Source organism: Vibrio sp. R-1 (genome assembly GCF_035615595.1).
In the GTDB taxonomy this organism is placed as follows: domain Bacteria; phylum Pseudomonadota; class Gammaproteobacteria; order Enterobacterales; family Vibrionaceae; genus Vibrio; species Vibrio cholerae.
Genome location: NZ_WPDC01000013.1, coordinates 1 through 16,478, shown reverse-complemented (window position 1 = coordinate 16,478; position 16,478 = coordinate 1). Strand labels below are relative to the sequence as shown.

The window sequence follows — 16,478 nt, the reverse complement described above, 5'->3', positions numbered from 1 at the left end:
TTTTGAGAGTGGGATATGAAAAAGGCAGCGATGACCGCTGCCTTTTTGATTTCATGAGATTTATTTACTTCACGACACGTAAACTCGGTTTGCCTCTAGGGCGTGGAGTCTCTTCAGTGTGCTCAACCGCAACATCGCTTTCCAGCTCAATCAAGGAGTCATCTGAATCAATCTCTTCAGGAAAATCCATCATATCTAGATAAGCAGGCTCCGGCTCAAACATAGTGCCTGCGCCATTTTCACGGGCATAAATGGCCTGCACAGCATAAATAGGCACGATAACCAAATGAGGACGACCACCGAAACGGGCATTAAAAGTCACTTCATCATTGCCCAACTCTAGGTTTCCCACCGCGCGTGGAGCAACATTCAGAATAATTTGACCATCTTGAACGTATTCAAGTGGCACCTTCACGCCCGGTAAAGTGGCATCAACGACGAGGTGTGGCGTTAATTCATTTTCCAGTAACCAATCATAAAATGCACGTAGCAAATATGGTCGGCGTGGTGTCATTTGACCAATATCCATTCCGGCATCCATTAGCGAGCCAGACGCATCTCGCGTTCTGCTTCAGTCAGTGAAGCCAAGAATGAATCACGTTCAAATACACGGTTCATATACACTTTCAGCTCTTTTGAGCCAGGGCCAATTAAATCAATGCCCAGCACAGGCAAACGCCATAACAGTGGAGCAAGATAGCAATCGATCAGACTGAACTCTTCACTCATGAAGTATTCAAACTCAGCAAACACAGGCCCTAAAGTTAACAGATCATTGCGTAGCTTATTACGCGCATTTTCAGCAACTTCAGGAGAACCATTCACTACTTTTTCTGCCAATGAATACCAGTTTCTTTCGATACGATAAATCATCAGACGGCTGTTACCACGTGCAACAGGGTAAACAGGCATAAGTGGCGGATGAGGGAAACGCTCATCTAAGTATTCCATGATGATCTTTGAGTCATACAGAGCAAGCTCGCGATCAACCAGTGTTGGAACTGTTTTATAAGGATTTAGCTCAATCAGTTCCGCTGGAAGGTTGTTCTCATCAACCAACTCAACTTCAAAACTGACGCCTTTTTCAGCTAGCACAATGCGAACCTGATGGCTATACATGTCAGATGCACTTGAAAATAGAGTCATCACAGAACGTTTGTTGGCAGCTACAGCCATGGAGCCCTCCAGTACAGATGCGGGTACAAAAAATCAATGGAGGCTAGAGCCTCCACTGATGAGTTAACAATCGGGAATTAGCGCAGCATAATAGCACAATTAGTGCACATCACGCCAATACTCTTTCTTGAGTGCGACAACGACAATGGTGAAGATCACTAAGAAACCCATTGTCCACCAGCCTAAGTTTTGGCGCTCAAGCTTCATCGGCTCACCGGAATATTCCAAGAAATTCACCAAGTCACGTACTGCTTGGTTATATTCCCCTTCACTCAATTCACCGTTTCCACGTGACTTCACGCCAACCACATGTTGAACCTCATTGCCATCGACGACTTTGGTTTCAAAAATAGGCTCAGGAGTACCTTGAAGCTCTTCAAGAACATGGGGCATACCTACGCTTGGAAACACAATGTTATTCACGCCAAAAGGACGTGAAGGATCCGTGTAAAATGAGCGCAAATAGGTATACAACCAATCGGTTCCACGCACACGAGCAACTAGTGTCAAATCTGGTGGTGGCGCACCAAACCATTTCGCTGCCGATTTATCGGGAATCGCATTTTCCATCAATTGACCAATTTTGGTCTCAGGATCAAAAATCAGGTTTTCCTTCATTAAATCAGCTGGGATGCCAAGATCATTGGCAACCCGTTCATAACGTTGATACTGAGTAGAATGGCAACCAAAGCAGTAATTCATAAACAACTTAGCACCATTTTGTAGCGAAGCCTGATCCGTCAAATCGTTATTCGCTTTATCTAAATGCACATTTGCTCCAGCCGCCATCGCCAGTGAAGGCAGCATAGCAAACAAAACTACAATCCATTTTTTCATTTGTATGTCACCCTTGTTGGTAATGGCTTAGTGGCTTCGTTTTTGCTGTAGAAGAACAGCAACACAAAGAACATGAAGTAACACAAGCTAAATATCTGAGCCAACAGTGTGTAGGTTGGAGTTGCAGGTAGCGCGCCTAAAATCCCTAAGGCAATAAAGCTAACAGTGAACTGAGCAATATTGAATAAATGGAATTTGCTACGATAACGGTAAGAACGAACCTTACAACGATCCAGCCAAGGTAACAGGAACAATACAACAATCGATGCCCCCATCGCGATAACCCCTAGCAGCTTATCTGGAACCGCACGCAAGATGGCGTAAAACGGCGTAAAGTACCAAACAGGCGCAATATGTTCTGGTGTTTTCAGTGGGTTAGCTGCTTCAAAGTTGGGCGGCTCAAGGAAGTATCCCCCCATCTCTGGATTGAAGAACAACACATAGCAGAACAAGAATAAGAATCCCGCAACACCAATTAAATCTTTCACCGTGCCATAAGGATGGAATGGGATCGAATCGATAATGTCGTACTTCTTAGTGTAGTACTCATGGAATTTAAACTGTGATTCGTAGCCTTCACCCATTGAACCTTTTGGCAATTTAGTCTCAATACCATCAGGGTTATTTGAGCCAACTTCGTGCAGAGCCAGAATATGCAGCACGATCAAAAGCAGTAATACGATTGGCAACGCAATCACATGCAAAGCAAAGAAACGGTTTAGTGTGGCACCAGAAATGACATAGTCACCACGGATCCACAGCGTGAGATCATCACCAATAACCGGAATTGCACCAAACAGCGAAATGATTACCTGTGCGCCCCAGTAAGACATCTGTCCCCAAGGTAAGAGGTAGCCCATAAAGGCTTCTGCCATCAACACAAGGAAAATCAGCATACCGAAGATCCACAATAGCTCACGAGGCTTTTGGTATGATCCATAAATCAAGCCACGGAACATGTGCAGATAAACTACCACGAAAAATGCAGAAGCCCCGGTTGAATGCATATAACGCAATAACCAGCCGTACTCCACATCACGCATGATGTATTCAATCGAAGCAAAAGCGCCCTCTCCCGATGGCACATAGTTCATGGTTAACCAAATACCGGTCAGGAGTTGGTTGACCAAAACCAACATCGCAAGCGAACCAAACAGATACCAAAAGTTAAAGTTCTTTGGCATTGGGTATTCTGAAAGGTGTTTCTTGTACGCATTCATGGCAGGTAGGCGTTTTTCTACCCAATCAAGTAGAGCTTGCATTATGCCTCCCCTGTCTCATCAAGACCAATCACGATCCGCGTATCACTGAGATACATGTGCGGCGGGATAACAAGATTTAGTGGTGCCGGAACAGCTTGGAATACTCGCCCTGCCATATCAAATTTTGAACCATGACATGGACAGAAGAATCCAGACTTAACTCCTTGGACTTGCTCAGAAAAAGAATCTGGAAGATAAGTTGGTGAGCAACCCAAATGAGTACAAATACCGACTGCGATAAAGTACTCAGGCTTAATCGAACGGTAAGGATTCTGAGCATAATTAGGCTGTTGTAGCTCGTCAGAATTCGGATCACGAAGTTGGTTTTCGTGACTTTTCAAACCTTCAACGACAGCTTGTGAACGACGAACCACCCAAACAGGCTTACCACGCCATTCAACACGAACCATCTGCCCTTCTTCGAGTTTACTGATTTCAACCTCGACAGGGGCACCGGCCGCTTTTGCTTTCGCGCTCGGGTTCCACGATTTTATAAAAGGTACGGCAACCGCAACGGCTCCTAAACCACCCACAACGGCCGTTGTAGCGGTCAGAAATCGTCTGCGGCCTTGATTTAGAGGCGCATTACTCATCCAGACATTCTCCCATTTGCTCCTTATGGATCCTGCTTATTCCGTTTAAAGAGCAAGGCTAACAAACACGAGTTTATTTTGTATTTATTTGATAGCAAATGATAAATAAAACCCTACTTTTTGACAAGATAAAGCTACCTTTCTGTAACATTTGTCAATTCAAATCGCTCGCGGCATCACAAAAGGAACAACTTATTTATCGAGTATTGAGAAGAGGGGAATTAGGAATCTGCCAAGCAGATCTTGAGATGTAAAAAACCCGGCCATAAAGCCGGGTTTTTGAACCACATCCAGTAACACTGGAGCGTATTTTTCCAAAAGGAAAAATTAACGCTTAGAGAACTGTGGACGACGACGTGCTTTACGTAGACCCACTTTCTTACGTTCAACGCGACGAGCGTCACGAGTAACGTAGCCAGCAGCACGTAGAACAGGACGTAGAGACTCATCGTATTCCATCAGAGCGCGAGTGATACCGTGACGGATAGCACCTGCTTGACCAGAAATACCACCACCTTTAACAGTGATGTACAGATCCAGTTTCTCTACCATGTCAACCAGTTCAAGAGGTTGCTTAACAACCATGCAAGAAGTTGGACGACCGAAGTACTCTTCAAGGCTACGCTTGTTGATTACGATGTTGCCGCTGCCTGGTTTAATAAAAACACGAGCAGCTGAGCTTTTGCGACGGCCAGTGCCGTAGTATTGATTCTCTGCCATTTCCGAAATCCCCGATTAGATGTCCAGTACTTTTGGTTGTTGAGCAGCATGGTTGTGCTCAGCGCCAGCGTAAACTTTCAGCTTACGGTACATAGCACGGCCTAGAGGACCTTTTGGCAACATACCTTTAACCGCTAACTCAAGTACCATTTCTGGCTTACGCTCAATCAGCTTCTCGAAGCTGAATGACTTCAGGCCACCTGGGAACTCAGAGTGACGGTGGTACATCTTGTTCTTAGCCTTGTTACCTGTAACAGTAACTTTCTCCGCATTAACAACGATGATGTAATCACCAGTGTCAACGTGTGGAGTGTATTCAGCTTTGTGTTTGCCACGTAGGCGAGATGCAATTTCACTTGCTAGACGGCCAAGAGTTTTACCTTCAGCGTCTACAACGTACCAGTCGCGTTTTACAGTTTCTGGTTTAGCAACGAAAGTTTTCATGCTAATAATAACCCGTTAATTTAAATTTACACTTCAAGGAGCTTTCGCTCCCACTGTCTAAGAGCCCAGTCATCACCCCTTCGAGTGGGTGGCACTCTCGGCCACAAAGGACCTGCAGTAACGGTGGGTCGCAGGATTATAGAGAAGGGCGCAGAAAAAATCACCTTTTTTTGCATGAAAAGAGAAAAAAAATCCACGCCTTACTGGGGAAGCCATTTTGTACTCAGCCCAAGTGCTCCTTCGCTAAGTAATCATGACTTTGCATTTCAATTAAGCGTGATTGGCAGCGTTTAAATTCAAATTCTAACAAACCATCGGTATACAGATCGGTAAGGGGCACTTCAGCAGAAATAATTAACTTTACATGTCGCTCATAAAACTCATCCACCAGCGCAATAAAGCGCCTCGCGGCATCATCGCTACTTTTGTTCATCTGTTTGACATCCGCCAGCAGCACAGTGTGATAAATTTTCGACAGCTCAATATAGTCATTTTGGCTACGTGCCGTTTGGCATAACTGAGCAAAGGTCGCATACAATACTCCGTCTCCTGCCGCTTCAACCGTAATCATTCGGTGATTAACGTCGATCTGCGTCTCAGGAGCCTGCTCTGAGCTGATCAACTGCTGGAAGTAACGCTGTAGGTTATCGGTAGCTTTACTGTCTAAAGGGTAATGATAAATTTCCGCTTGCTGTAAGGTTCTCAAACGATAATCGACACCACTATCTACATTTAGGATCTGACAATGCGTTTCCACCAACGCAATTGCAGGTAGGAATCGGGCTCGCTGTAACCCATTGCGGTACAAATCCTTGGGGGCAATATTCGAAGTGGCTACCAATACGATACCGCGTCTAAATAAGGCCTCGAACAGAGTTCCAAGGATCATCGCATCGGTAATATCCGAGACGAAAAACTCATCAAAACAGATAATGTTTGCCTCAGCACAAAAGCGATCAGCCACAATTTCAAGTGGATCACTGACGTCTGATAAAGTGCGTAATTCATCGTGCACCCGATACATAAAGCGATGAAAATGAACCCTAAGTTTTTTTTCTGTCGGCAAGGCTTCAAAAAAAGTATCCATAAGATAGGTTTTACCGCGTCCGACACCTCCCCACATATAGAGACCTTGTGGCGGTTGCGTCACTGTTGGCTTCTTACCGATGAGCTTTTGCCATACAGAAGGTCGTACCACTGGCTGATTGAGGTGATTTAGCCATTGGTGATACAAATTATCTAAGGCATTGACGGCACGCGCCTGTGCTTCATCACTATAAAAATCAGTGCGTTGTAAATCTTTTTCGTATCGCTGCTTCGGAGTCATCTTGGTCTACTACAGTTACAAGGAGAGCCATAAACGCAAAATAGCTGACGTGCATTTTGCTTTATCCAACTTGGGTCTCATAGTAACATGTCCCTCGTACATGTGTAACCGATGGGTAAAAAACATGTTAAATAACAACAATAAGGAGCTGTTATGCCTTGGATCTATGCCATTGCTGGATTGCTAGTGGGGATTGCTGTCGGGATGCTGATTGCTCGTTTGACTACCCCTCAATATAAGACGCAGAAGAACCTGCAAAAAGAACTCGAGAGCGCAAAATTCACCTTAGAGCAGCAGCGCCAAGAACTGTCTGATCACTTTGCGCAGACAGCAGAAATGCTCGATACCCTAGGAAAAGATTACACTAAGCTGTATCAACACATGGCGAAAACCGCCACCGATTTGATCCCCAATTTACCTGAGCAAGATAACCCATTCAGTAAATTGGCTCAGCAAAAAGAAGAGAGCAAACAGCCAGAAGAGCTCGAACAACCACCTAAAGATTACGCATTGGGTGCCACAGGACTTTTGCGCGGTGAAGAAAAAGCAATCATTCGCTCAGCGGATTTGCTTAACGCCAAAGCCAGCTAATCGATTCCCGCTACTTTACGGTGAACTTTGTAAAGGTTTTTGAGTCATAACTCGCAGACTGTCAGTTGAAGTTTCTTGAAATGGACATATTTTCTACTTCAACCGGACGTTAATTTGTTGAGGAGCTTATGATGAAAAAACCTTTACTTGTTTTAACTGCTCTGTCTCTTAGTTTGAGCGCGATTCTCTCGCCTTTGCCTGCAACTGCAGCGCTTCCTCTCTCAGTCAATGGAGAGCAGATTCCTAGCCTAGCCCCCATGCTTGAAAAAGTCACACCCGCCGTGGTGAGCATTGCTGTGGAAGGGACTCAAGTTTCAAGACAGCGTCTGCCGGATCAGTTTCGTTTTTTCTTCGGACCGGATTTTCCGACCGAACAACTCCAAGAGCGGCCTTTCCGTGGCTTAGGTTCTGGGGTCATCATTAGCGCTGATAAAGGGTATGTCGTTACTAACTACCATGTCATTAATGGTGCTGAAAAAATTCGCGTCAAACTGTATGATGGTCGCGAGTTTGATGCAGAACTTGTCGGTGGTGATGAGATGTCTGATGTCGCCTTGCTCAAGCTAAACAAAGCGAAAAACCTCACTGAGATCCGTATCGCAGACTCCGATAAACTGCGAGTCGGTGATTTTGCAGTGGCCATCGGTAACCCATTTGGCTTAGGGCAAACTGTGACCTCTGGCATTGTTTCAGCGTTAGGGCGTAGTGGTTTGAATATCGAAAATTTTGAAAACTTCATCCAGACCGATGCCGCCATAAACAGCGGAAACTCAGGGGGTGCTCTAGTTAACCTTAATGGTGAACTCATCGGTATCAACACTGCGATCCTTGGTCCAAACGGTGGCAACGTAGGTATAGGTTTTGCCATCCCATCGAATATGATGAAAAATCTGACCGATCAAATTCTTGAGTTTGGTGAAGTGAAACGCGGTATGCTGGGTGTACAAGGCGGTGAAATCACTTCCGAACTGGCTGATGCGCTCGGCTATGAATCCTCAAAAGGTGCTTTTGTCAGCCAAGTGGTTCCTGACAGTGCTGCGGACAAAGCGGGCATAAAAGCGGGTGACATCATTACGTCGCTGAATGGTAAAAAAATCGATACCTTCTCTGAGCTACGCGCGAAAGTCGCGACCCTAGGCGCAGGAAAAACCATTACTCTTGGAGTGCTGCGTGATGGTAAGAATCAAAATATTGATGTAACGCTTGGGGAGCAGCAAAATGCCAAGACCAAAGCAGAATCACTGCATCAAGGTTTGAGCGGCGCGGAGTTAAGCAACACCACTGACAGCGATCCTATTCAGGGCGTTAAGGTTACTGAGGTTCAAAAAGGCTCTGCCGCTGAATCTTACCAGCTACAAAAAGACGACATTATCATTGGCGTGAATCGTAAGCGGGTGAAAAATATCGCCGAGTTGCGTGCGATTATGGAAAAATCACCGAATATTTTGGCATTGAATATCCAACGTGGAGAGAGAACGCTTTACTTGGTTGTTCGTTAATTATCACTCAGCGTTACCGCTTACTGAGCGGTAACGCTTTCTTTACCTCAAAAATCCCCAAACTTGCACAAAAACTTATTCATAAGCTACAGATGCAACTTTGGCGAAATGCCTTTCCAGTGTTATTCTTGCCCACTCGCAGTGAGGAATTTAGTCAATATTGAGTTGGGGAAACTATGCTGAAATTTTGGGTTCGCTCAATCAGCCTTGGGTTGTTGGCTGCGATTGCCATTATTATGGTGACACCCTCACTACGCGCTAAATTAATGCCCGTTGTCGAACAACCACGCAACATCGGCGCTCTACAAATCTCATTTAATGAAGCGGTACGCAAAGCCGCCCCTGCCGTCGTCAATATTTATAACCGTAAATACAGCGAAAATGATCGCCGTAAACTCTCGATTCAAGGTTTAGGATCCGGTGTCATTGTCAGCGAAAAAGGCTACATCATAACCAACTACCACGTCGTCGCGCAGGCCGATCAAATTGTCGTTGCTCTACAAGATGGGCGAGCCGCAGCAGCACAATTGGTGGGAAAAGATCGCCGTACCGATATTGCCGTATTACGAGTAGAAGGCACGGGATTACCGGTGATTCCACTCAATCCAGATTACCACCCCAAAGTGGGGGACGTGGTATTGGCGATTGGTAACCCTTACAACTTAGGGCAAACCACGACTTTCGGAATTATCTCGGCTACCGGACGTTCATCCATTAGCGCTGATGGTCGCCAAGCCTTTATTCAAACTGATGCCGCAATCAATGACGGCAACTCAGGAGGTGCATTGGTCAATACCCAAGGTGAATTGGTCGGCATCAATACCGCCTCTTTTCAACAAGCCACCGATCTCGAAACTTACGGGATTTCGTTTGCGATTCCCTACTCTTTAGCCAGTAAAATCATGACCAAAATCATTGCTGATGGCCGCGTGATCCGCGGTTATATTGGCGTCGACGGTCAAGATATTAACTCGATGACATCACGTTTGCTGGGGAATGAGCATGTCGGTGGGATCATTATTTTAGGGGTTGACCCGAATGGACCCGCAGCCCGAGCAGGCTTTCTGGAGCAAGATATTTTGCTGAAAATCGACGGTAAAAAAATTAACGGTCGCCAGAATGTCACAGATACCGTCACCGATCTTCGCCCCGGTACTGTGGTGGATTTCACCCTACTGCGTAAGGGTGAAGAGATTGTACTCCCAGTTACGATTGGTGAAGACACTCGTGATTAAACGCAATTGATTCTGAAAGGTTCCACTCATCGACGATGAAACCTTCGACGTTAAAAATGGAGCACAAAAAAGCGGAGCCCTTGGGCTCCGCTTTTTACTACGAGAACGAGAGTTCTAGCATTACTTCTTAGCCAGCTTCTCTTTGATACGAGCAGCTTTACCAGATAGGTCACGCAGGTAGTACAGTTTGGCACGACGTACTGCACCGCGACGTTTAACTTCAATGCTATCAACTACTGGAGAGTGAGTTTGGAACGTACGCTCAACACCTTCGCCGTTAGAGATTTTACGAACGGTGAATGCTGAGTGCAGACCACGGTTACGGATTGCGATTACGATGCCTTCAAAAGCCTGTAGACGCTCACGGTCACCTTCTTTTACCTTAACTTGAACCACAACAGTGTCGCCTGGTGCAAATTGAGGCAGGTCTTGTTTCATTTGCTCTTGTTCTAGAGCCTTGATGATGTTACTCATTGTCTAAATTCCTAGAATAAACTGATACTAAATTTAATAGGTTACTGATGGCGAGTCTCTTTAATGTACTCGGTCAGTAATTGTTCCTGTTCGTCAGTCAGAGCTAGGTTTTCCAGGAGCTCCGGTCTTCTAAGCCAGGTACGGCCAAGCGACTGCTTGAGTCGCCAACGACGAATGTCCTCATGATTGCCGGATTTCAGTACCGCTGGCACCTCTTTTCCGTCCAATACCTCGGGACGCGTGTAGTGAGGACAATCCAGCAAACCATTGGCAAAAGAGTCTTCTTCTGCTGACGTGAAATCCCCTAATACTCCCGGAATGAACCGCGAGACAGAATCAATCAACGTCATGGCTGGGAGTTCCCCACCCGTCATTACAAAATCACCAATTGACCATTCTTCGTCAACTTCAGATTCAATAATGCGTTCATCTACCCCTTCATAGCGACCACAAATCAGAATCAGATTCTGGTTTTGCGCCAGCTCTTCCACACCTTGTTGGTCGAGTTTTCGACCTTGCGGAGAAAGGTAAATCACTTTCGTCTTACCCGGTGACGCTTGTTTCGCAGCATGGATGGCATCGCGCAAAGGTTGCACCATCATCAACATGCCGGGACCGCCACCGTAGGGTTTATCATCGACAGTGCGACGTTTGTCATGAGCGAAATCACGAGGATTCCAAGCTTCAACTGACAACAACCCTTTTTTAACCGCCTGACCTGTTACTCCAAAATCGGTAACGCTGCGGAACATTTCAGGAAATAGGCTAACGATGCCAACCCACATGTTTCCTCGCTTATTCGATTTTAAGAGTTAAAACGCAGGATCCCAGTCAACTTCGATCCGTTGAGCTTGGCGATCAACAACTTTGATCACTTGCTCTTCAAGAAACGGTATTAACCGTTCCTTTTGGCCGAAAGCATCTTTCAGATTCGCTTTCACCACGAGAACATCGTTGGAGCCGGTTTCCATCATGTCAGTTACAACACCAAGGTCGTAGCCGTTAGTGGTCACCACTTGCATTCCAAACAATTCACGCCAGTAGAACTCATCTTCTGACAATTCAGGTAGTGATGCGGGGTCAATAGCAATTTCAAAGTTAGTCAGCAGGTTTGCATCTTCGCGGATATCAAGTCCTTGAAGTTTTACCACCCAACCTTTGTTGTGGCGTTTCCAGCCTTCTACTTTGTATTCAACCCACTCGCCCTTTTGTTCAATGAACCAAGGACTGTAATCGAAAATACTTTCTGGATTGTCTGTGTAGGAAAAAACTTTAAGCCAGCCACGAATGCCGTAAGAAGAACCTAGTTTTCCCACAACCAATCTTTCGTCTTGCTTGCTCATTGTTTGTTTACCTTTCATCGACATAAACTAGTTACTACTTAACAGTAATAATTAAGCCGCTTTTTGAGCGGTTTTAACTAGCTGTGCTACGCGATCAGACAGAGATGCGCCTTGTGAAACCCAGTGGTTCACGCGATCTAGGTCTAGACGCAGGCCTTCTTCTTGACCAGTAGCAGTAGGGTTAAAGAAACCTACTTTCTCGATGAAACGGCCAGTTGCTGAGTTGCGGCTGTCAGCTACAACGATTTGATAGAATGGACGCTTTTTCGCGCCGTGACGTGCCAAACGAATGGTTACCATGTCGTCCTCTTTGCTTTTCAAAAATAAAATTAACCCCGAAAACCACTTTGCAAAAAATTCACAAAATCAGTTTAGGGTCTCGTGCCAAAATAAAGCCTCGGGATTTTACTCTTATTCCGAGGCTTTGCAAGGGGTTTAGCTACTTTTTCGCCAGCTTAAAGCGCTACAAATTACCGTGATTCAGTTAACAAATTGGAAAGTTCACTGAACACTCAAGCGGTTGCGTGCGAGTGAATTAACGACCGAAGAAACCGCCGCCGAAACCACCACGGCCACCGCCGCCCATCAGGCCTTGCATGTTACGCATCATGCCTTTCATGCCACCTTGTTGCATTTTCTTCATCATCTTCTGCATCTGGGTAAATTGCTTGAGCAGGCGGTTTACGTCTTGCACTTGGGTACCGGAACCCGCAGCAATCCGCTTTTTGCGTGAGCCTTTGATGAGGTCTGGGTTTTGACGCTCTTTCATGGTCATTGAGTTGATGATGGCTTCCATCTGTTTGAAAACGCGATCATCCACTTTGTCTTTCATATCCGCAGGCAGTTGAGACATTCCGGGCAGTTTATCGAGCATCCCCATCATGCCGCCCATGTTTTTCATCTGACCTAACTGCTCACGAAAGTCTTCTAAATCAAAGCCTTTCTTCTCTTTGAATTTTTTCGCGAGTTTTTCGGCTTTCTCTTGGTCAACATTGCGCTGCAGATCTTCGATCAGCGACAGTACATCGCCCATACCAAGAATGCGTGACGCAATACGATCCGGATGGAAAGGCTCTAAGGCATCGGTTTTCTCGCCGACACCGATAAACTTAATCGGTTTACCGGTAATATGGCGTACCGACAACGCCGCACCGCCACGGGCATCACCATCGACCTTGGTTAGAATCACCCCGGTCAGTGGCAATGCATCGCCAAACGCTTTCGCGGTATTGGCGGCATCTTGACCCGTCATGGCATCGACCACGAACAGCGTTTCAACCGGATTGATCGCTTTATGCAGCGCTTGGATCTCCGCCATCATCTGCTCATCAATCGCCAAACGACCTGCGGTATCGACAATCAGTACGTCGTAGAATTTCTTCTTGGCGTGATCAATTGCGGCATTCGCGATATCGATCGGTTTTTGATCCGGTGATGATGGAAAGAAATCAACGCCTAAATCGTTGGCTAGGGTTTCGAGCTGTTTGATCGCCGCAGGGCGATACACGTCAGCGGAAACCACCAACACTTTCTTCTTATCACGCTCTTTTAGGAGCTTAGAGAGTTTACCAACGGATGTGGTTTTACCCGCACCTTGCAAACCTGCCATCAAAATAACCGCTGGAGGCTGAGCAGCAAGATTCAAGGCTTCGTTGGATTCACCCATCACCGCTTCAAGTTGCTGGCGGACGATTTTGATGAACTCTTGACCCGGAGTCAGAGATTTGGAAACTTCGACCCCCACCGCGCCTTCTTTAACGCGATTGACGAAATCACGAACGACAGGCAGCGCAACGTCCGCCTCTAACAGCGCCATGCGCACTTCGCGCAGGGTATCTTTAATGTTGTCTTCAGTAAGACGACCTTTGCCGCTGATATTTTTCAGCGTTTTGGACAATCGATCGGTTAAATTCTCAAACATCTTTTTTCTCTTCGCTAAGCGGCGATAAATTGGCGTGAGTATACCTTAGACAAACGGACAGGCATACCCGTTACCCAATGCTCACATTCACGAATATCATTTTGAGCCATATTTTGTGCTCTAACCTCTCAAAAACGAAGGTGATACAAAGTAGCCCATTAGCACAGAGCAAGGTATAATTCGCCCACTTAACCCTTATCTATGTGGCAGGTATGGACAACTTAATCGCGATTGCCGCGGCGATGTTATATCTCTTGTCGATTGCGACCATCGTACCCGGGCTGGTCAATCAAACCGGGATCCGAGCAAAAACCGTGTTTATCAGTGCAGCGATTGCACTGTTGTTTCATGGCTGGTTACTGAGTGATTTGATCCTACATAGCAGTGGGCAAAACCTGAGTATCCTTAATGTGGCTTCCTTGATTAGCTTCATCATCTCTTTAGCGATGAGCTTAGCCATGTTCAAAACTCGTCTCTGGTTTTTGCTGCCTGTTGCCTACAGTTTTTCTGCCATTAACCTTTCTGCAGCAACGTTCTTACCGGGAACTTTTATTACCCATTTGGAAAGTGATCCCAAACTGCTGCTGCACATCTCTTTAGCGCTATTCTCTTATTCAACATTGAGCATCGGAGCCTTGTATGCGCTGCAGCTTGCTTGGCTCGACCATAAGCTGAAAAGTAAAAAAGTCTTCTCTATCAACCCTAATTTACCGCCTCTGCTGCTGGTTGAGCGTCAGTTATTTAAGATCATTTTGATTGGTAACTTGCTGCTCACAGGTACCTTGTTGACTGGTTTTATCTTTGTGCAAGATATGTTTGCCCAAGGCAAAGCCCATAAAGGCATCCTCTCGTTTGTCGCATGGATTGTGTATTCTATTTTGCTTTGGGGTCATTACCGTAAAGGCTGGCGCGGTAAAAAAGTGACTTGGTTTGCGGTCGCAGGCGCTACGTTACTCACCTTGGCTTACTTCGGTAGCCGTTTTGTACGTGAAATCATTCTGCGCTGAACAAGATTCATCGAGCTGTCATTTGACACTCGCAATACATTCAGCCTTTAATTAGAACTCTGTCATAAGGAAAATTCGCGTTTTGGACGACATATCAACGGGTATCTTATTTGCGCTACTCGCGTGTCTCATCATTATTTCCGCCTATTTCTCCGGTTCTGAAACCGGCATGATGGCTCTCAACCGTTACCGTTTAAAGCATTTGGCCAACAGCGGCCATAAAGGTGCTAAACGTGTTGAAAAGCTACTGGATCGTCCAGATCGTTTGATTGGCTTAATCCTGATTGGTAACAACCTCGTCAATATCCTCGCCTCTGCGATTGCCACGATTATCGGTATGCGCCTGTATGGCGATTTAGGTGTCGCAATTGCCACGGGGGCCTTAACTTTAGTGATTCTGGTGTTTGCCGAAGTCACGCCTAAAACTCTAGCCGCGCTTTACCCAGAGCGAGTCTCTTACGCCAGCAGTGTGTTACTGACGATTTTGATGAAGCTGCTTTCACCTTTGGTGCTGTTCGTTAACTTGATGACCAATGGTTTGATCCGCATTCTCGGCATCTCGCCGAAACATGGCAAAGGCGATCATTTAAGCTCAGAAGAGTTACGTACTGTGGTGAATGAAGCGGGAGGACTCATCCCTCGCCGCCACCAAGATATGCTGCTGTCGATCCTCGATTTAGAACACGTCACCGTCAACGACATCATGATCCCGCGTAATGAGATAACGGGGATCAATATCAATGATGATTGGAAGTCGATTGTGCGTCAGTTAGTCCATTCACCACATGGGCGGGTCGTACTGTACCGTGACAAAATTGACGAAGTGGTCGGGATTTTGCGTTTACGTGAAGCCTCACGCTTTATGCTTGAGAAGAACGACTTTAACAAAGAGATGCTGCTGCGTGCTGCGGATGAGATTTACTTTATCCCTGAAGGTACACCGCTTAACGTTCAACTGCTCAAATTCCAACGTAATAAAGAACGCATTGGTTTAATCGTGGATGAATACGGTGAAATCATTGGTTTAACCACGCTCGAAGATATTTTGGAAGAGATTGTCGGTGAATTTACCACATCCATGTCTCCAAGCTTGGCCGATGAAATTACTCCACAAGGTGATGGCAGTTTCTTGATTGAAGGCAGCGCCAATATTCGTGACATTAACAAGAGCCTGAAATGGAAGCTTCCTACCGATGGACCACGAACCTTAAACGGTTTGATTTTGGAGCACCTTGAAGAGATCCCAGCGAGCCATCTGAGTGTGAAAGTGGCACAGCACAAAATGGAAATCCTCGAGCTGGAAGAGAATCGGATTAAGTTGGTCAAAGTTTACCCAAGAAAAACCAAAGTCAGCTTGGTTTAAGTTAAGCACTCAAACAAAAGCCCGAACTCAACTTCGGGCTTTTGTATTTTTAACGTGTACAGAACCGACTTAGTGAACCTTCAGCTCATTGAGCATAGATTCGGGCAGCGCCAACTCATCGTTACGGTTAACCGAGATACCTGCCGCAATCACGTTTTTCGCAATCGCTTTGGCTTCTTCGAGCGAGTGCATCGCCGCAGTGCCGCACTGGTACTCATTCAGCTCAGGAATTTGCTCTTGGCTTTCAACTTTCAACACATCTTGCATTGCGGCTAGCCATGCTTGTGCCACTTGCTGTTCTGTCGGCGCACCAATCAAGCTCATGTAGAAACCTGTACGGCAACCCATTGGTGAAATATCGATGATCTCCACTTGGCTGCCGTTAAGGTGATTGCGCATAAAGCCCGCGTAGAGATGCTCTAGAGTATGGATACCGCGCTCAGACAAGATATCTTTGTTTGGCATAGTAAAACGCAAATCAAATACGGTAATCGTATCCCCTTTTGGGGTTTGCATGGTTTTGGCAACACGCACCGCCGGTGCATTCATACGAGTATGATCGACGGTAAAACTGTCTAATAATGGCATTTCCTTTCTCCCTTTCTGGCTCGCTTACTGCGCGCCACTAAAACTAAATTAACTCACCGCCTGTCAGTATACCCAAACGACTTGGCGCTGCAGGTAGG

At 46.0% G+C, this 16,478-nt stretch carries 19 protein-coding genes; 5 read left to right on the top strand and 14 right to left on the bottom strand.

All coding sequences use genetic code 11. The annotated features are described in order from the left end of the window. Positions 1-64: 64 nt before the first annotated feature. The 8 genes from sspB to zapE all read right to left on the bottom strand — a co-directional run bounded on the left by sspB (position 65) and on the right by zapE (position 6,359). On the bottom strand, positions 65-529 hold the full coding sequence (gene sspB, locus GOU96_RS04775) for a ClpXP protease specificity-enhancing factor (protein WP_000351088.1): 465 nt from the start codon (positions 527-529) through the stop codon (positions 65-67). Between the two features lie 11 nt (positions 530-540). Continuing rightward, a complete protein-coding gene (gene sspA, locus GOU96_RS04770) occupies positions 541-1,176 on the bottom strand; it encodes a stringent starvation protein SspA (RefSeq protein ID WP_000257304.1) in 636 nt (211 codons plus the stop codon). A 99-nt stretch (positions 1,177-1,275) separates the two neighbouring features. Beyond that, positions 1,276-2,013 (bottom strand): cytochrome c1, encoded by a 738-nt coding sequence (locus GOU96_RS04765; RefSeq protein ID WP_000758871.1) that lies wholly within the window; start codon positions 2,011-2,013, stop codon positions 1,276-1,278. Beyond that, positions 2,010-3,275 (bottom strand): cytochrome b, encoded by a 1,266-nt coding sequence (locus tag GOU96_RS04760; RefSeq protein WP_001148353.1) that lies wholly within the window; start codon positions 3,273-3,275, stop codon positions 2,010-2,012. Before GOU96_RS04760 ends, GOU96_RS04765 begins: the two co-directional genes overlap by 4 nt. Next, the gene (gene petA, locus GOU96_RS04755) at positions 3,275-3,868 is read right to left on the bottom strand and encodes a ubiquinol-cytochrome c reductase iron-sulfur subunit (protein WP_000063600.1); all 594 of its coding nucleotides are present in this window, start codon (positions 3,866-3,868) and stop codon (positions 3,275-3,277) included. The genes GOU96_RS04760 and petA overlap by 1 nt, the downstream gene beginning before the upstream one ends. Before the next feature lie 327 nt (positions 3,869-4,195). Next, a complete protein-coding gene (gene rpsI / locus GOU96_RS04750; protein ID WP_000829823.1) occupies positions 4,196-4,588 on the bottom strand; it encodes a 30S ribosomal protein S9 in 393 nt (130 codons plus the stop codon). Between the two features lie 15 nt (positions 4,589-4,603). Beyond that, positions 4,604-5,032: a 50S ribosomal protein L13 gene (gene rplM / locus GOU96_RS04745; protein WP_000847599.1), complete on the bottom strand. Its 429-nt coding sequence runs from the start codon at positions 5,030-5,032 to the stop codon at positions 4,604-4,606. Between the two features lie 223 nt (positions 5,033-5,255). Next, complete coding sequence (gene zapE / locus GOU96_RS04740) at positions 5,256-6,359, bottom strand: cell division protein ZapE (protein ID WP_258501496.1); 1,104 nt, start codon at positions 6,357-6,359, stop codon at positions 5,256-5,258. 153 nt (positions 6,360-6,512) lie between these two features. Between zapE and zapG the strand changes: the two genes are divergently transcribed. The 3 genes from zapG (at position 6,513) to degS (ending at position 9,684) form a co-directional block, all read left to right on the top strand. Further along, entirely contained in the window at positions 6,513-6,950 is a 438-nt protein-coding gene (zapG, locus tag GOU96_RS04735) for a Z-ring associated protein ZapG (RefSeq protein WP_001145863.1), read from the top strand. A 131-nt stretch (positions 6,951-7,081) separates the two neighbouring features. Continuing rightward, on the top strand, positions 7,082-8,449 hold the full coding sequence (locus GOU96_RS04730) for a DegQ family serine endoprotease (protein ID WP_000743136.1): 1,368 nt from the start codon (positions 7,082-7,084) through the stop codon (positions 8,447-8,449). Between the two features lie 176 nt (positions 8,450-8,625). Continuing rightward, positions 8,626-9,684 carry an outer membrane-stress sensor serine endopeptidase DegS gene (gene degS / locus GOU96_RS04725; RefSeq protein WP_000911599.1) on the top strand — a complete coding sequence of 353 codons (1,059 nt, stop codon included), beginning with the start codon at positions 8,626-8,628 and terminating at the stop codon, positions 9,682-9,684. Positions 9,685-9,804: 120 nt separating this feature from the next. On the opposite strand, the gene rplS is transcribed toward degS, so the two are convergent. From rplS to ffh, 5 genes are all read right to left on the bottom strand, one after another. Beyond that, positions 9,805-10,158: a 50S ribosomal protein L19 gene (gene rplS, locus GOU96_RS04720; protein ID WP_000065250.1), complete on the bottom strand. Its 354-nt coding sequence runs from the start codon at positions 10,156-10,158 to the stop codon at positions 9,805-9,807. Between the two features lie 41 nt (positions 10,159-10,199). Then, a complete protein-coding gene (trmD, locus tag GOU96_RS04715) occupies positions 10,200-10,943 on the bottom strand; it encodes a tRNA (guanosine(37)-N1)-methyltransferase TrmD (protein WP_000270021.1) in 744 nt (247 codons plus the stop codon). 27 nt (positions 10,944-10,970) lie between these two features. After that, positions 10,971-11,525, bottom strand: a complete 555-nt coding sequence (gene rimM, locus GOU96_RS04710; RefSeq protein WP_002031055.1) for a ribosome maturation factor RimM — start codon at positions 11,523-11,525, stop codon at positions 10,971-10,973. A gap of 27 nt (positions 11,526-11,552) precedes the next feature. Beyond that, on the bottom strand, positions 11,553-11,801 hold the full coding sequence (rpsP, locus tag GOU96_RS04705; protein WP_000256449.1) for a 30S ribosomal protein S16: 249 nt from the start codon (positions 11,799-11,801) through the stop codon (positions 11,553-11,555). A 235-nt stretch (positions 11,802-12,036) separates the two neighbouring features. Further along, positions 12,037-13,422, bottom strand: a complete 1,386-nt coding sequence (ffh, locus tag GOU96_RS04700; protein WP_000462715.1) for a signal recognition particle protein — start codon at positions 13,420-13,422, stop codon at positions 12,037-12,039. Between the two features lie 212 nt (positions 13,423-13,634). Between ffh and GOU96_RS04695 the strand changes: the two genes are divergently transcribed. Continuing rightward, positions 13,635-14,429, top strand: coding sequence for a cytochrome C assembly family protein (locus tag GOU96_RS04695; protein ID WP_000369278.1), 795 nt, complete (start codon positions 13,635-13,637; stop codon positions 14,427-14,429). 82 nt (positions 14,430-14,511) lie between these two features. Beyond that, positions 14,512-15,792, top strand: coding sequence for an HlyC/CorC family transporter (locus GOU96_RS04690; RefSeq protein ID WP_000340990.1), 1,281 nt, complete (start codon positions 14,512-14,514; stop codon positions 15,790-15,792). A gap of 69 nt (positions 15,793-15,861) precedes the next feature. Here the strand turns inward: GOU96_RS04690 and luxS are convergent, their stop codons facing one another. Then, a complete protein-coding gene (luxS, locus tag GOU96_RS04685) occupies positions 15,862-16,380 on the bottom strand; it encodes an S-ribosylhomocysteine lyase (protein WP_001130227.1) in 519 nt (172 codons plus the stop codon). Positions 16,381-16,478: the final 98 nt, after the last annotated feature.

Coding starts and splice junctions, on each gene's coding strand:
- sspB (WP_000351088.1), bottom strand. CDS start 529: ATGGATATTGGTCAAATGACACCACGCCGACCATATTTGCTACGTGCA.
- sspA (WP_000257304.1), bottom strand. CDS start 1,176: ATGGCTGTAGCTGCCAACAAACGTTCTGTGATGACTCTATTTTCAAGT.
- GOU96_RS04765 (WP_000758871.1), bottom strand. CDS start 2,013: ATGAAAAAATGGATTGTAGTTTTGTTTGCTATGCTGCCTTCACTGGCG.
- GOU96_RS04760 (WP_001148353.1), bottom strand. CDS start 3,275: ATGCAAGCTCTACTTGATTGGGTAGAAAAACGCCTACCTGCCATGAAT.
- petA (WP_000063600.1), bottom strand. CDS start 3,868: ATGAGTAATGCGCCTCTAAATCAAGGCCGCAGACGATTTCTGACCGCT.
- rpsI (WP_000829823.1), bottom strand. CDS start 4,588: ATGGCAGAGAATCAATACTACGGCACTGGCCGTCGCAAAAGCTCAGCT.
- rplM (WP_000847599.1), bottom strand. CDS start 5,032: ATGAAAACTTTCGTTGCTAAACCAGAAACTGTAAAACGCGACTGGTAC.
- zapE (WP_258501496.1), bottom strand. CDS start 6,359: ATGACTCCGAAGCAGCGATACGAAAAAGATTTACAACGCACTGATTTT.
- zapG (WP_001145863.1), top strand. CDS start 6,513: ATGCCTTGGATCTATGCCATTGCTGGATTGCTAGTGGGGATTGCTGTC.
- GOU96_RS04730 (WP_000743136.1), top strand. CDS start 7,082: ATGAAAAAACCTTTACTTGTTTTAACTGCTCTGTCTCTTAGTTTGAGC.
- degS (WP_000911599.1), top strand. CDS start 8,626: ATGCTGAAATTTTGGGTTCGCTCAATCAGCCTTGGGTTGTTGGCTGCG.
- rplS (WP_000065250.1), bottom strand. CDS start 10,158: ATGAGTAACATCATCAAGGCTCTAGAACAAGAGCAAATGAAACAAGAC.
- trmD (WP_000270021.1), bottom strand. CDS start 10,943: ATGTGGGTTGGCATCGTTAGCCTATTTCCTGAAATGTTCCGCAGCGTT.
- rimM (WP_002031055.1), bottom strand. CDS start 11,525: ATGTCGATGAAAGGTAAACAAACAATGAGCAAGCAAGACGAAAGATTG.
- rpsP (WP_000256449.1), bottom strand. CDS start 11,801: ATGGTAACCATTCGTTTGGCACGTCACGGCGCGAAAAAGCGTCCATTC.
- ffh (WP_000462715.1), bottom strand. CDS start 13,422: ATGTTTGAGAATTTAACCGATCGATTGTCCAAAACGCTGAAAAATATC.
- GOU96_RS04695 (WP_000369278.1), top strand. CDS start 13,635: ATGGACAACTTAATCGCGATTGCCGCGGCGATGTTATATCTCTTGTCG.
- luxS (WP_001130227.1), bottom strand. CDS start 16,380: ATGCCATTATTAGACAGTTTTACCGTCGATCATACTCGTATGAATGCA.